13 protein-coding genes are annotated in these 15,652 nt (G+C 54.3%); 9 read left to right on the forward strand and 4 right to left on the reverse strand.

Going from position 1 to position 15,652, the window contains the following annotated elements; genetic code table 11:
* The first annotated feature begins 274 nt into the window (after positions 1-274).
* Together OR573_14675 and OR573_14680 are read left to right on the forward strand one after the other, a co-directional pair.
* The gene (locus OR573_14675) at positions 275-1,069 is read left to right on the forward strand and encodes a helix-turn-helix domain-containing protein (GenBank protein XGA79708.1); all 795 of its coding nucleotides are present in this window, start codon (positions 275-277) and stop codon (positions 1,067-1,069) included.
* A gap of 112 nt (positions 1,070-1,181) precedes the next feature.
* Positions 1,182-2,057 (forward strand): pirin family protein, encoded by an 876-nt coding sequence (locus tag OR573_14680; GenBank protein ID XGA79709.1) that lies wholly within the window; start codon positions 1,182-1,184, stop codon positions 2,055-2,057.
* 34 nt (positions 2,058-2,091) lie between these two features.
* On the opposite strand, the gene OR573_14685 is transcribed toward OR573_14680, so the two are convergent.
* Together OR573_14685 and OR573_14690 are read right to left on the reverse strand one after the other, a co-directional pair.
* Positions 2,092-3,753 carry a diguanylate cyclase gene (locus OR573_14685; GenBank protein XGA79710.1) on the reverse strand — a complete coding sequence of 554 codons (1,662 nt, stop codon included), beginning with the start codon at positions 3,751-3,753 and terminating at the stop codon, positions 2,092-2,094.
* A gap of 47 nt (positions 3,754-3,800) precedes the next feature.
* Positions 3,801-5,057, reverse strand: a complete 1,257-nt coding sequence (locus OR573_14690; GenBank protein ID XGA79711.1) for an extracellular solute-binding protein — start codon at positions 5,055-5,057, stop codon at positions 3,801-3,803.
* Between the two features lie 230 nt (positions 5,058-5,287).
* Between OR573_14690 and OR573_14695 the strand changes: the two genes are divergently transcribed.
* From OR573_14695 to OR573_14725, 7 genes are all read left to right on the forward strand, one after another.
* Positions 5,288-5,566, forward strand: coding sequence for an ATP-binding protein (locus OR573_14695; GenBank protein XGA79712.1), 279 nt, complete (start codon positions 5,288-5,290; stop codon positions 5,564-5,566).
* A 60-nt stretch (positions 5,567-5,626) separates the two neighbouring features.
* Positions 5,627-6,082 carry a response regulator gene (locus OR573_14700; protein XGA79713.1) on the forward strand — a complete coding sequence of 152 codons (456 nt, stop codon included), beginning with the start codon at positions 5,627-5,629 and terminating at the stop codon, positions 6,080-6,082.
* Positions 6,083-6,098: 16 nt separating this feature from the next.
* Positions 6,099-7,430 (forward strand): diguanylate cyclase, encoded by a 1,332-nt coding sequence (locus OR573_14705; protein XGA79714.1) that lies wholly within the window; start codon positions 6,099-6,101, stop codon positions 7,428-7,430.
* Between the two features lie 145 nt (positions 7,431-7,575).
* Positions 7,576-9,639: a PAS domain-containing protein gene (locus tag OR573_14710; GenBank protein ID XGA79715.1), complete on the forward strand. Its 2,064-nt coding sequence runs from the start codon at positions 7,576-7,578 to the stop codon at positions 9,637-9,639.
* On the forward strand, positions 9,639-11,009 hold the full coding sequence (locus tag OR573_14715; protein ID XGA79716.1) for an ATP-binding protein: 1,371 nt from the start codon (positions 9,639-9,641) through the stop codon (positions 11,007-11,009). Before OR573_14710 ends, OR573_14715 begins: the two co-directional genes overlap by 1 nt.
* Before the next feature lie 4 nt (positions 11,010-11,013).
* Complete coding sequence (locus OR573_14720; protein XGA79717.1) at positions 11,014-11,490, forward strand: response regulator; 477 nt, start codon at positions 11,014-11,016, stop codon at positions 11,488-11,490.
* A 20-nt stretch (positions 11,491-11,510) separates the two neighbouring features.
* Positions 11,511-13,007: a PAS domain-containing protein gene (locus tag OR573_14725; GenBank protein ID XGA79718.1), complete on the forward strand. Its 1,497-nt coding sequence runs from the start codon at positions 11,511-11,513 to the stop codon at positions 13,005-13,007.
* A 48-nt stretch (positions 13,008-13,055) separates the two neighbouring features.
* Here the strand turns inward: OR573_14725 and OR573_14730 are convergent, their stop codons facing one another.
* Together OR573_14730 and OR573_14735 are read right to left on the reverse strand one after the other, a co-directional pair.
* On the reverse strand, positions 13,056-14,303 hold the full coding sequence (locus OR573_14730; GenBank protein ID XGA81764.1) for a carboxylate--amine ligase: 1,248 nt from the start codon (positions 14,301-14,303) through the stop codon (positions 13,056-13,058).
* A 135-nt stretch (positions 14,304-14,438) separates the two neighbouring features.
* Positions 14,439-15,404 carry a putative zinc-binding metallopeptidase gene (locus OR573_14735; protein ID XGA79719.1) on the reverse strand — a complete coding sequence of 322 codons (966 nt, stop codon included), beginning with the start codon at positions 15,402-15,404 and terminating at the stop codon, positions 14,439-14,441.
* Between the last annotated feature and the right edge of the window lie 248 nt (positions 15,405-15,652).

Below are 15,652 nucleotides of genomic sequence, written 5' to 3' on the forward strand. Positions count from 1 at the left end.
GGGTGCCTCTGTCGATGAACACTTTTGTAGGATAAGAAATACCAGCCACTTTGTTCGTTTTACGAACATATATTCTTAATACGAACAAAATAGCGGGCAATCCTGTGTAAGTCAACAGACACAGCAACGTGGCCGTTAGCGTGAGCACTGACGACATCGAACAATCAACTGGATACGCTAGAGCAAGGGCGCCCTGTTGTTCGCTATTCGAACAAGGTGTTATTCTCTGCGCCCCAGCCAATTCAATGACTAACGTAGAGAAAGGTTAAGAACCATGGACGATGCCCCATCGGATAACGCGCTGACACCAACGGATCGTGACTTTGTCTCCGCCCTTGCCAGCGGGCTTGATGTCATCATGGCATTCGATGAAGCCCACCCGCGCATGACCCTCAGCGAAGTAGCCACCCGTACTGATATGAACCGTGCCAAGGCGCGCCGGTTTCTATTGACCCTGCATGCCCTTGGCTATGTACGTAAGCACCAACGCTATTTTGAGCTGACACCCAAGGTGCTGCAGTTGGGGTATTCCTACTTGTCGAGCCATAATCACCGCAGCGTGATCCAGCATTATCTGGAAGATATCACCCGCGACATCGGCGAATCCTCGTCGCTGGGCGTACTGGACGGCGACGAGGTAATTTATATTGCCCGCTCTTCAGCTCCCCACCGGCTGATGGCCATTACCTTATCAACAGGGACTCGGCTGCCGGCGGCCTATACTTCCATGGGGCGCATACTGCTAGCCCAGTTATCTGATAGTGAACTCGATGATTATCTGGAAGATGTGAAACTGACGCCGTATACCGACAAGACCCTTACCCGCCGTGGCGACCTGAAAGCGGCCATTTTAACCGCACGGCAGCAGGGCTATGCCGTTGTCGATCAGGAACTCGATTCCGGGCTGCGCTCAATCGCCATTCCCGCCTTCGATACTGAAGGCAAATTGCTGGGTGCTCTGAACATCAGCACCAATGCTGCCCGGGTCGATATGGATACCCTGCTGGACAGCTATTTACCGCTTCTTAAAGAAAAAGCCCGGCAGATACAGTTATCTGTCAGTTCCTGATGTGGCTTCGTACATACAATTTCCTTCACGACGTCACCGTAAATTATTCGCTCTTTATCCGAGGTTAGAGGCTTTAGGATGCTGTAGAACATTAATTAATAAGGAAGATGTTATGCCAACAACCCGCGTTCAATCCGCGCGCAGCGTGGTTGCTCAGCATCCTGCCAAACGGGATGATATCGAAGACTTGGTCACTCGGCGGCCGCTACCAGGGCCACAGCTTGAACAGCTCGATCCGTTTCTTTTCCTGAATCATCACGGTCCGCAGGTTTACCCCGCCAACAACCGTGGGTTGCCATTTGGCCCGCACCCACACCGGGGGTTTGAAACCGTGACGTTTATTCTTGATGGCTCACTGGCTCATGCCGATAGCGCCAGCCATCAAAGCGTCATTCATGCTGGTGGTGTGCAGTGGATGACAGCAGGCAGCGGTATTATTCATGCGGAAATATCGCCACCCGAGTTTCGGCGTGATGGCGGCTCTCTGGAAATCCTGCAGCTGTGGGTCAACCTACCCTCACGGCTGAAGATGAGCGAACCCCGCTATGTGGGGCTGCAGCAGGAAGAAATCCCGGCCATCACCCTACCCGGCGGCGGCGAGCTTCGTCTGATTGCAGGGCAGTGGCAGGAACAGACAGCCCCGATTACCTCGCTAACTGGCGTGTTCATGTCGACGCTGAGGCTGCCTTCAGGGGTGAGCGAACAGCTACCTGTGGCTGCCGGGCGGCAAGTATTTCTCTACCTGGTGAGTGGCGAGGTAAGCATAGGCGGTGACCCCGTTAAACCACACCATCTCATTGAGGTCGACCGCGAAGGCGATAGAATCGATATTGAGGCCAGCAGCAACGCTCGCCTGCTGTTTGGCCACGGCGATGTGATTGACGAAGCTGTCTACTCCCACGGCCCCTTCGTGATGACGACCCGCGCAGAGATTGTTCAGGCGGTAGAGGACTACCAGGCAGGCCGTTTTGGCGGGCTAAGTCTGTAATGCTGCGCCGGTTGCCCAAAGGCACCCGGCGCCGCTAGACAGAGACCACCACGCGGTTTCTTCCCGTCTGTTTCGCTCGGTAAAGGGCATCATCTGCTTGTTTGATCAGCTCAAAGGTACTGCCCACGTCTTCGCCTGGCTTACCCGCCGCCACGCCCAGGCTGGCGGTGACCCTTTTGAGTGGGGAATCCACATGGGCAATATCAAGCGCTTCCAGGCTATAACGGAGACGTTCGGCAATCACTGCACCCGCTTGCTGGTCGCTATCCTGAAGGATGATAATGAACTCTTCTCCGCCGTAGCGCGCAGCCATATCATTGCCCCGCCGAGCATGTTGTTTTAACACTAGCGCCACTTCTCGCAGGCATTGATCACCGACCGGGTGCCCGTAGCGATCATTGAACGCCTTGAAGTAATCAATATCCAGCATAATAACGGTCAGGCTGAGGTCATTGCGCTGTGCGGTTAACCATTCTCGCGCCAGAATTTCCTCAAAGTAACGCCGATTGGCCAGGCTTGTGAGGCCATCAGTGCGGGAGAGTTCCTGCAGCTGCTGGTTGACTTCTTCAAGTGCCTGGGTGCGTTCTTTAACCTTCTCTTCCAGCACCTCACTGACTTCCCGGTACCTCGCCAGCAGCTGCTGGGTTTCTGCATTCTTTTCGCGAAACACCTCGGAGGCTCTGGACAATTCCTGAAGCTCGTAGCCTGCTTCATGGCCAGGCTTGATGGGCGCCGTTTCTCCCCGAGCAAGACGCCGGAAAACGCCAGCCAGGTTTTCAATCGGCGTGGCAATACTGCGACCTAACGCATAAGAGAGCCCCACGATGAGTAGCAGCATTGTAACGCTGCCGATGAGCGCCAGCACAAACACCTGCTGCCTTTTATGGTCGACGCTTTGCTCAATCGCGAGCATTTCCTGGCGCAGCTCTTCGGCCAGCCGCTCCGATTGATAGAGAATTTCATAGGTTTCTGCCGCCATGACCACATTGACCAGGAAAAGATAACCCCGCGCGCGCTGAACCGCTTCAAGAATCACTTCCTGGTAAGCAAGTATCGATGCATCCATTCTGGGCAAAAGCCCTACAAAAGCATCCTCCTGATGCACCGCCTGAAGCTGGTGAATCAAGGCACGGGACTGGCGCACATTGCCTCTGATCTGGCGAATAAGACGATTGTCGAGCGAGTCAAAGTAGTCGCGGGTAAAACCTTCTATCTGCAATAAAGAGGTGCGTAGCCGCTCAACCAGGGCAGCGGACTCCGCCCCCAGCGCCCTGTCAGCAAAGTTATTGATCAGATTGCCATGCAAATCAGCCTGGGCTTGAATCGCCTCATTGGTCAGCTGGTTCTGGCGCTCGTGCTGCCGCTTGACCTCGGCGAAGGCCTGTTGAAAGTTATTCAGATGAACGGCCATGATGCTGGCACGCTGGCTGATCGGCGCGCTGGCATCGTCTTCCAGCATAGCAAGCACGGTTTTAGCCTGCTCCAGGGCCAGATCGGTCTGATCGGCGGAAAAACGATCACCTTCCTGTATAAACTTCTCGGACAAGCGTTGCAGAACCACCATTCTGGTAGACAGTTCATACCCCAGTTCAACCCGTTCGCTCACCAGATTAAAGCGGCGAAAGTCTGCATAGATATTGCTGATGGCCAGCCCCATGAAAAGCGCCAAGCCTCCACCCACCAGCCCTATCACCATAAAGCCAGCAAAAAGCCTGTTTTTCAGACGCCAATGGGAAAACCGCCTTATGCCAGCAATAGATCTCTCCATTTGGTTAAGGAGTATTCATAGGTATCCATGACCGTGTTCCAGACCGATACCCTTTCGAACCGGGTCTGATAACTTCCTCCCCGGCGCACTTCGCCGGGCACTGCGACTTCTAGCCCATCGGTTCCCGGTATCGAGTTTTCAGCAGGTTTGCCTTCATACCAGAAGTTCCACTCATCCGCATTGAGGTACTGCCTGGCCTGCTGAGGATTAGCAATATAGTAGCCCTGCCGGGCAATGAAGGCACCGGGCCACCCGGAAAGCCACCAGTTCATAAAGGCGTAAGCAAGTTCCTTGCGCTCTGAATTGACAGCAGATGACAGGCACATGACGCCATACCAGGCACGGTAGCCTTCCTTGGGGGCGGCATAGGCACAAGGAATCCCCATGCCGCGCAGGCGAAAGGCCGCTGGAGAAAACATGCTGGCGATATCCACTTCGTTTCTTGCCATAAGATCAACAGAGTGGGGCACCGATGACCAGAAACCGCGAAACTGACCTTGGCGCTTGTAATCAACCAGAATCTCAAACAGCTGATCGACTTCCTGCCGGCTCATGTTGCCAATATCACCAAACTGCATCAGGCCTTTGCTCTGGGCGGCCAGCGCCAGGTCAAACAGGCCGATGCTCGGCTCGTTGATAATTGCCACCCGGCCACGCTGTTGCTTGTCCAGTAACCACCCCCAGCTTTCGGTTTCATAGGGAATGCCTTCTTCAATAACATCAGTGCGGTAACCGAAGGCATCTACATTATGGGCATAGGGCAGAAAGCTGATGGTGTCAGTGGGGGTATGCCCCAGGGTGCCATCCGGCTGGGCATACAGCAGCCGATGAGGTGCATCGCCCTGGCCCACCCGCGCCGCCGGTGAGATCTTGCCGGTTTTGGGCAGGTTATTGATGTCTTTCCAGTAGGTCAGGCGCCGAGTGTCAATCGGTTGGATGGTATTGGCCTGCCAAAGTACGCGAATACTGTTCGTCCATTGCTCATAGAGATCAAAGGCACCTGGGTCTGTCGCTGCCTTCAGCAGCACTTCAGCACTGCCACCAGGATAAAACTCGATATTGATACCAAGGTCCTGCTCCGCCCGGCGCCTTATAGGCTCCTGAAGCGTGACATGGGTTCCTACAACGCGCAGGGTCGGCGGGCGGTTGAATGCTTTCACAATGGCAGGAAAGCCTGCTGTTCCCAGCAGCAAACCGGCCCCACCTGCCTTCAACACATCGCGACGTTTCAACAGGATGCTCCCTTATCGTTGTTGTCTTGCATCATGCCGGGTTTAAGTTCCTGAATACAAGTAACCCTTGCAATATCTAAGCACCAAGAGCCGAGCGCCTGCATTTTGAGAGGAGAAATCACTGCCAGGCTAGTGCCGGGCATTATCTGGAACTGCCCCAAATGCCGCCTGAGCTTACCGCCGCCAACGGCTGGGTGCGAAGGTAGCCGGTCAGCCCCTTACCGATAGTGATGGGTGATCGTCAGCGACTGTATCAACTTTTCGAGATACTTTTGGATAATGCCTGCCGCTATCGTCAGGCTGAAAAGTATCTCTATGTTAAACTATGGTCAGAAGAAGGACCCAATCACTGGCAGGTATTCATTCAGGATAACCGTGTGGGGATTGCCCCGGAGCATAATGATCAGGCATTTTCACTGTTCATCCGCCTGATGGCCGATAGCGAGCCGCCCGGGGCCTGCCATGGCTCGTCAGATAGTGCGCCAACTGGATGGCAAGCTGAGTATTGATGACAGCAGCCCGGAGGGCACTACCTTCCTTCAGGCTCTTATTTGTGAAGGATATAAGCAATGCAAGAGGCGCGTAGACAAGGGAACCACCAAATTCTCCTGGTTGAGGATGATCAGGCTGATGCCTATATCACCCAACGGGTTTTCAAGGAAATCGCCCAGAACCTGCATCAGGGCATTGTCCTTGAGCACAGCGAAACCGGTGAAAGCGCTCTGGCGCTATTGGAAGCGCGCCTGGGTGATCGTCAGCCTCTACCTGATCTGATTCTGCTTGACCTTAATATGCCCCGCATGGACGGTTTCACGTTTCTGGAACATATCAAGGTTCACCCACGACTACGTCTGATTCCTGTTGTTGTCCTCACCACCTCCAGCGCGCAGAGCGACATCCGCCGATCCTATGCGCAAGGAGCAGCAGGCTATGTGGTGAAATCTACCAGCATGGATGAATTCACTCACCACATGCAGCATCTGGCGATTTACTGGTTCGAGCTGGTCAAACGGGCAGCCCCTTGAGTTTCAGGACACCATTATGCAATCACTTGACATCATTTTGATCGAGGATGAAGACGGCGATGCCGCCTTGATCCGCTATAGTCTCAAGTTCAGCGGTGGCGAGCACCAGATTACCTGGCTGAAAAGCCTGGAGGCATTGAACCAGCATCTTGAAGCGCACAACACAGCGGCGGATATCATCCTGCTTGACCTTAATCTGCCGGACTCCACCGGGCTTGAAACCGTCTCCCGCTGCAAGGCCATGGCGTGCGGCACACCGATTGTGGTGCTGACCGGCCATGATGATATGGATTTTTCCCTCAGAGCCCTGGAAGCCGGCGCCCAGGATTACCTGATCAAGAACCAGCTAAAAGCTGAAAACCTGCTTCGCGCCATACGCTATGCCATGGAACGCCACCAGTTGGAACGCCGACTGCAGCAGTCAGAAGAATTGATGATGGCCGCGATAGAAGGCGGCAACCTGGGTGTCTGGGAATGGAATCTGGAAGACGACAGCTATTACAACAGTGAACACCTGCTTGAAAGTCTCGGGTTTGATCCGGATGACCCGACGTTACCTGCTTCCGCTTCCCAGTGGATGAACCGGATTCACCCGGATGATCAGCGCGCTTTTCTTGCCGCTCTCCATGAACACCTGAACAACCAGACCAAGCGCTACCAGAGCGAATTCCGCTATCAGCACAAACAGGGGCACTGGGTCTGGCAGTTCGCCTCCGGCCATGTGGTCAGCTGGGATAGCCACTGCAATCCAAAGCGCATGGTGGGCATCCAACAGGATATTTCCGAGCGCAAGGCCATGGAGGAACAGTTGCGTGAGCTGGCCATGCATGACCCCTTGACCGGCTTGCTCAACCGGCGCAGTTTCATGAATGCCATGAATCGTGAATATGCCCGGGTCAAACGCCAGGAAGACTATTCCACCAGCATTCTGATGCTGGATATCGACCATTTCAAGAAGGTCAACGATACCTATGGCCATGCGATTGGCGACGAAGTGCTCAAATTCTTTGCCGCCACCGTTGCAGATGGGCTGCGCGAAAATGACGTTTTTGGCCGCTTAGGAGGAGAGGAGTTTGCCATCCTGCTGCCAGATACGCTGCCAGCAGGCGCTCTCAAGGTGGCCGAAAAAGTTCGCGCCAGCATTGAGGCCATGCGGGTTGATGCTGACGGCCAACGCTTTGGCATTACCACCAGTGTCGGAGTGGATAAATTGCGCGCTGATGATCATCGTCCGGATAGCGCTCTGGCTCGTGCGGATACCGCGCTTTATTCGGCAAAGCAGAACGGCCGTAATCGGGTGTGTCAGCCAACAGACATGATGAATGACAACATCGTAACCTCTGAGTAAACCAGGGGTAATTGGGACTGTTTATGCGCCTATTGACTTACTCGCTCTTATCAGCTCGGCTTATTCTGCTGGCACTGCCCTCATTCACCCAAGCAATGCCGACCACTACCGTGGAGGTGTTTGAACCGCCCAAGGATACCTTCTCGTGGAGCTGACGCCCTGGCAACAGCTGGAAGGCTACTACGGTAATGGCCTCTGGTTAATCCTGAGTCTGGCGGCATTACTGATCCTGGCCACCCTGTTTCTGCTGATACTCTATCTGCGCACAGCGCGCCTGTTTCAACGCTTTAATGCGCTTTTCTATTACTCGCCCAGTGCCAAGCTGCTGCTGCATGTCAACGCAGACGGCGCCCCCCTCGTTTCGGATAGCAACCTGGCGGCAAGCGAGCTTTTTCAGGCTGATAGCAAACGGGACCTGGTGGGTAAAGGCATTCTTGATCTTTCCCCTCCTTACCAGGCGGATGGCAGCCTATCCACTCAGCTTGCCGGGGAACTACTTGAGCGCGCCAGCGACCAGCCCCAATCGTTTATTTGGCAGCTTATTGACCTTAAAGGACAAAAAGTTACCGCTGAAGCCAAGCTGATCAAATTCAATCAGGGTGCTTTGGTTGATAGACTCGACCACGCGCCCACTTATCTGGTCGCCCTGCACAACATCACTCAGCAGGAAAAGGATCACGCTGACCTTGAAGCCGAGCGCAACGCCCTTAAAAACATTCTGTGGGGCACCGCGGCTGGCACCTGGGAATGGAACGTCCAGACCGGCGAAACCCGTTTCAATGAGCGCTGGGCGGAAATGGTGGGCTATCGGCTGGAGGACATTTCGCCGACCTCTATCGACACCTGGATGACGTTCTGCCATCCGGATGATCTGCCCCATTCCGAGGCCATGCTGAATGAGCACTTTGCCGGCAAACGCGATGCCTATGATGTGGAAGTCCGCATGCGGCATCGCGACGGCTCCTGGATCTGGGTGCAGGATAGAGGCCGCGTGGTTTCCTGGGACGGCGACGGCAATCCCCTGTGGATGGCCGGCACTCACAGCGACATCACAGCGCGCAAAGAGGCTGAAGCCCAGGCCTACGCGGCCATGGAGCAGACCCGCCGACATGCTGCCCTGCTACCCGGCATGCTTTACCAGTTCTGGCAGCATCCGGATGGGCGGTGCGCCTTCCCTTATGCCAGCCAGGGTATTGCAGAAATCTATGGGGTCACACCAGAAGCGGTACGCGAAGATGCCCGCCAGGTTTTCGCGGCCATCGACAAAGATGACGTTCAAAGAATTGCCGATTCCATCCAGAATTCTGCTGAACAGCTGACAACCTGGCGAGCAGATTATCGTGTCAATCATCCACGCGGCCATCAGCTCTGGGTGGAAGGCATTGCCACCCCGGAGCGCCTGGAGGACGGCAGCACTCTGTGGCACGGTTATCTCAGGGATATCAGCGATGAGCATGCCACTCAGCTAGAACTGGAGCAGTACCGTGCCTCTCTGGAACGCTCCAACAAAGAGCTTGAACACTTTGCCTATGCCGCCTCTCATGACCTGCGCCAGCCGCTACGCATGGTGACCAGCTATGCCCAACTGCTGGAACGCCAGCTAGGTGATGATCTGGACGACGATACCAGCATCATGCTGCATTACATGCGTGATGGTGCCCAGCGCATGGACAGCATGCTGCTCTCACTGCTGGATTACTCCCGGGTGGGCCGCAAGGGCCAACCCATGCAGGCGATGGCGCTCAAGGAGGCTGTCGAGGAAGCCATGCATTTTCTGACGCCTGCCATCCAGGAAGCCGCTGCCCATTTCGATATTGACGATTACTGGCCACAGGTCTACGCCAGCCCCGATGAAATGACCCGGCTTTTCCAAAACCTGATTAGCAATGCGCTGAAGTATCGTGCGCCTGATCAGGACATTGTGATTGGCCTGCACGTCGCGTCCAGCGCCGATGCCCGCACCTGGCAGGTAACCGTCAGCGATAACGGCATTGGCATTGCCCCGCATCAGCAAGACCGCCTGTTCAAGGTGTTTCAGCGCCTGCATACCCGCGAGCAGTACGAAGGCACCGGGGTTGGCCTGGCCATCTGCCGCAAGATCGTCGAACGTCACGGTGGCAAGATCTGGGTGGAATCGGAAGGTGAAGGTCAGGGCAGCCGGTTTATTTTCACCTTGCCGCGGCAACGACCAAACCGGGATGATCGGTAATGCGCGTTTATAGACGATTCTATCAGTCGCTAACGTTCACGCTGACCATTTTGGTGGCCAGTACCAGCTGGGCCATGCCGGATTTTGAGACCTTCTTTACTCAGCATTCCACCCCCATGTGGATGATTGACGTCGAGACCGGCATTATCGAGCGCGCCAACCCCGCGGCCAGAGCCTTCTACGGGTTTGAACAACTGGAAGGCAGGCATATAGACCAGATTAATATGCTCAGCCCCGCACAAATCAATGCCGAAATCCAGCTGGCGGCTGAAGCCCAACGCAACCATCTATATTTTCGCCACCGCCTGGCGGATGGCAGCGTCAAGGTCATGGGTGTCTATACCGATCCCTTCGAGGTCGAGGGGCGTGAGGTGCTGATTTCATCCCTGTATGACACCAGCGATTTTGAGGACTCCGCCGAACGTCATTATATTCAGCGTATGGAGGAGCAAGTCGATCTGCAAACCGCTGAGCTTCAGGCTTCTCGGCAACGTACTTTCTGGATAGCAGCGGTTGGCACCTCGCTACAACTGGGCGTGATCGGTATTCTGGCCATCATTCTGCTGCGCCTGCGCGCCGCACAGCGAGAGAACAATCGCCTGATCAAGGAGCTTTCCTTTCGCAACCGGGAGCTGGAAAGGTTAAGCCAGGTAATGGCCCACCACTTCCAGGAACCTAGCCGTCGGCTGGTCAGCTTTGCCCAGCAGCTGTCCCAACAGCTCTCTGGGCAACAGTCTCAACAACAATCTCAACAACGAACTCAACAACAGTCACAACAGCGCTCGGAAACCGTCACACTGGAGGCGGAAAGCACCCGGACAGCGGTTAACTTTATTGATAACCAGGCGCGCCAGCTCAGAGCACTGGTCAGTGATATACAGCGTTATCTCAGCCTGGAGATAACGCTTAAACCGGAAACCATTGATGTCGCAGGCTTGATTGAAGAGGTCTGCACCGAGCCTGCCTTGGCACCGCTGAAAAACAGCGGCGCCCTGGATATCGTGACGCCACTGCCCGCCGTCAAGGCCGATGCTCGCCAACTCAGGATGATTTTCCACGTGCTACTGCATAACGCCTGGCAGTATCGCCACCCGGATAAGCCGCTCCAGGTGCGAATCTCGGCGCAAATCATTGGCAATCACGCCAGGTTGCGGATAGAGGATAACGGTAGTGGCATCAGCCCCGAATATCGCACCCAGGTACTCGAGATGTTTACCCGACTGGTGCCTCACAATGAGCGCTACCCAGGCACAGGTATGGGTCTGGCCTTGGTAGTCAAGGCATTGCGCAACCTGGACAGCAGAATCGTCATGGAAGACGGTATCGATGGTGGTATTGCCGTACTTTTTGATTTACCCCTAGCGAGGTGATTCCTTGGACACTCCCCCCTCTGAAACGTCATCAAACCCCTATGCACAAGAGGGCCTGAATGACTTTGTCGTATTGCTGGTAGAAGACGAACCCGCCGACGTTCACTTGACCCGAATGGCCTTTGATAAGAGTCGGCTACTGGTCAAAATGTGCGACGTCGGAGATGGCGTTGAGGCCCTGGCATTTCTGCGACAACAGGCCCCCTATCAGGATGCGCCGCGCCCGGATATCATTCTGCTTGACCTTAATATGCCACGCATGGATGGCAAGACCCTGCTGCAACATCTCAAGCAGGACGACGATCTCAAACATATTCCAGCCATCGTCCTCACCACCTCGGAAGCAGAATCGGATATTGTCGATACCTATAATCTTGGCTGTGCCGGTTTTGTGACCAAACCCGTGGATCTAGTGCAGTTTCTGCAAGCCATACAGAACGTTGAAGACTACTGGCTGACCCTGGTCAAACGTCCGCAATGAACCAAACCAGGCAAGACACTATGATCCCAGACACCATTATCCCAAACGCTCAGCAGGTGGATTATCAGACACTCGCTGAGCACCACCCCTTTATGCTCAATCGCTTTCTGCCGGATACCACCCTGGTGTTTGCCAACCGCCCCATGGCGGCCTTTTTCGGCGTCACGCCAGAGGCCATGGTTGGCCAGCGTTGGCTGGAGGCCTGCCAACACGACGAGCAGCAGAAATGGCTTGAGCTGTATCCGAAGTTCACACCGGAAGCGCCTCGCCACCGTATCGTCAATCAGGTACAGGACGCAGATGGCCAGTCGCGTTGGGTGGAGTGGATCAATACCGCCTTTTTCAACGCAGCAGGCGAGATTCTCTATTTTCAGGGAGTGGGCATGGACGTCACCCAGAGAGTGACCGCCCAGAACCAACTGCAAGAAAATGAGGCGCGCTATTCCCTCGCCCAAAAGGCCTCCAGTTTCGGTATCTGGGACTGGTATCCTCAGCGCGACGAAGTCTTCTGGGATGATCATTGCTACCGGATGTTGGGGCTGACGCCTTCTGATATCCCGCTGACCTTTGCCAGCTGGCAGGCACTCCTGCATCCGGACGACCTTGAACGCTGCAGAAGCGCCGTACATAACCAGCTTGAGGCGGGTGATGAATTCATTGTCGAATTCCGCTATCAGGCGGCCCAGGGCTACCGCTGGGTTCAGGGGCGCGGCCAGGTCGTGGAACGGGACGCCCAGAACAACCCTACCCGCCTGATTGGCGTGCACCTGGATATTCACACGCTCAAGGAAACCCAGCTGGAGCTGACCCGCTCTAATGAAGAGCTAGAGCACTTTGCTTATGCGGTTTCCCACGACCTGCGCCAGCCGCTGCGTATGGTCAACAGCTACCTGCAACTGCTGACCCAGGAACTGGGCAACGACCTGAGCCGTGATGCCGAAGAAATGATTGGCTTTGCCCGCGAAGGCGCCGAACGCATGGATGCGATGATTCTCGGCATCCTCAACTATTCACGGGTGGGTCGTAAAACGTCGCCGCTAACTTGGGTCGATAGCCGGGAAGTAGTCGATGAAGTGCTCAGCTACCTTAAGCCTAAGCTGCAAGAGACGGGCGGACACATTGAGGTTCGCGGTGACTGGCCCGAGGTGTATGTCAGCCGCGATGAACTGGTACGCCTGCTGCAGAACCTGTTGCACAATGCCCTTAAATACGTAGATGAAAACACAACGCCCAGGGTGATTATGTCAGGCCGTCAGTCATATAATTGCTGGCATGTCACGATCAAGGACAACGGCATAGGCATTGCCCCTGACCAGCAGAACCGCCTGTTTCGGGTATTTTCACGCCTACAGCCGCGCAGCCGGTTTGACGGCACCGGCATTGGCCTGGCCGTGTGTAAACGCATTGCCGAACATCACGGTGGCCATATAGACGTCGATTCTCAAGGGGACGGCTACGGCAGCTGTTTCCGGTTTTCCCTGCCGATTTACACTGAGCCATTAACGACCCAGAAATAGACAGCCCGTTGATAAACACCAGCAATCTGTCTGACTCAAAGCTAACTGCTAGACGTAAAAGTCCAGGTCTTCCTGAGTCTTCAGTAGATCGCGCATCTTGATGGGGTCATCACCAAAGAAAAATACCAGCCCCCAATGGGTGCCAAATGCTGAGCGATCGGGCACTGTTTCTTCGGCAGGCGCGGTTAATTCGTGCGACTCGAAATACGGATGCTCAATACACTCTTTAGGCATTTCCAGCTTGCTGACCACACGGCGTTTCGGATATACGCCAAAGCAGCCTGCGTAACCTTTGGCATCCACCACTTCGCGTGGGAAAAAGGCAGCCACTTCCTCTTTTGTGCTCTTCGGATCAAATACCAGCATGGACGCCTGATAAGCATTGAACCCATAGGCACGCTCGATCAGTTCAAACGCCTTGAAGCCCGGCGGACGATAAGCCACCTCACCAAAGTACATTTCACCATCGGCGGTGACAAAGTATTCAGGGTGAATCAGCCCGAACTGAATATCAAAGGTCTTGATCAACAGCTCAATCTGCTTGGTAATCAGGTGGCGCCAGCTTTCAAGCTGCTCGGTGGCAGGCACAAATACCGAATAGCCAAGCGTGACGTATTCGGAAATATTCAGAAACTGGATCTTACCATCGTGGATCCATGCCTCCACGGCGAACTCCCAGCCGTCGAGATGGCTCTCCATCAGCAAGGGGTATTCTTCTTCTGGAATATTATCAATTTCTTCTACCGTACGGATCATACGGTGGCCAAGACAGCCTGCCTTATCAAAAGCTTTGACATGAATCGGATCATCCACGTCGCCATCAAGCTTCAGCAGCGTCTGGTTGACGCGCTTCATAAAGCGAATGATGTCTTCTTTTTCGTGAGCTTCTTCGAAAATCCCGACGCGGATGCCTCCCAGCTGGGCACGGCGCTTCATCAATGCCTTGTCACGAAACAGGATCGATTGCCCAAACATGCGCGGGTTATCAAGCAACACGGAGTTAATCGCACCGGACCATTCCACGGTTTCTTCAAATAATGGAATGGCAACATCAACGCCCTCTGCCTTCAGCCTTTCGGCGATCTGCATTGAGCGGTCGTTAATACGCACAAAGTCCCAGGCAATAAACGGTATCTTGTTGGCCGCACAAAAATCGGTCGCCCACTCTGGCGCAACCACAACATAACGACGATCAAATTTCTGAGCCGCCTTGATCGCATTGATACTCCAGCCCAGCAGGGCGATATAGCCTTTATTGGGATCTTTAGGCGTTTCGGTACCCTTCACGGAATCCATTTCCGGATCGCGCCAGGACAGAACTTCTTGAGACATTTTGTCTTGAGACATTTTGGATTCAGACATAGCAGACATTAATTATTCTCCAGAAATTTATACTTATAAAATCGTCGTTAGCTCATAAAAGGGCTTTAATCAACGCCCTTGAGCACCACGACGCAACCAATCATGAACAAAGGCCAGCTTGCGGTGAGCCGCCTCGGAAAGCACAAAGGGGTAAATATCCGACAGCCCCATGGAACGGTTTACGTGGTTGACCCGCATCACCAGATTAGCGGCGACATTAACCAGCACCTTGGTATCAGGCTCTGCATAAGGGTCCCAGCGGTGGCTCGGCATTTCGGGCGTTAAAAGCCCCGTGGCAATAAAGCTGTCGGTGATATCGGTCAAGTGCAAAAGGTGTGCGGCGGTTTCCGCCCAGTCTTCATGGGGGTGCGCAGACGCGTAGGATGTCAGGTAGAAAAGCTCCCAGTCTTGAGGTGGCCCTTGCTCATAATGCTTTTCAAGCGCAGCGCCATAGTCAGCGCGCTCATCGCCAAACATCTCACGGAAAGCTACCAGGAAATCCTCACGCAGGCTGAGACGCCACCACAGCATGTGGGCAATCTCATGGCGCATGTGCCCTATCATGGTTCTGTAAGGCTCATTCAGTGCTTCTTTACGCGTCACACGCACCACAGGGTCAGCTTCAGACACGCTAATGGTGACCACACCCTCACCGTGACCCATCGGCGCCAGCGTATAACCATCAGCAAGCATATGAAAAACAGGCCTTGTTCCTGGGTCTTCCGGCCTGAACCAGTGCCAGCGACCCAGATTATCAATCACCCAACGCTTTGCCGCTTCTGCCTCTGCCCAATTGGGAATGACATCGGGGATTTCCAGGTCAGGGGCCAGTGCCGTCATCGCACATGAGCGACAGAAAGCACCCTGTTCAGGCGCAATCCAATTACAGCCAATCACATTTCGGTTAGCACAAAATGGAGGTGTCGGCAGAAAAGCCCGCGCCTGGGGGTCATACGCAACTGGCGTACCTTCAGCGGTCAAGAGGTTGTGGAACCATAGCGTTCCGTAGCCTACCGGGTTTGAAAATGCCTGCATTAACATGCCCCTCGATAATTGAAAAATACAAAACCTTTAAAGTCATACATAAGAGCCGATAGTCGACACTATAGTTATTTTTTTAATAGGAAGTACCCATAAAATTTTAGCTAAAAACTATAATTAAGCGCGAGCATGGTTAGACAACAACTTAACAGATAAGTTTAATTTTGTGAGTTAAACAGAGTGCTTCATGCTTTAACAATACTCATTGCTTTACATGAAAACATCCATTCTAGATAACTTAC

Origin of the sequence: Halomonas sp. CH40 (assembly GCA_041875495.1) — a bacterium.
GTDB lineage: Bacteria > Pseudomonadota > Gammaproteobacteria > Pseudomonadales > Halomonadaceae > Vreelandella.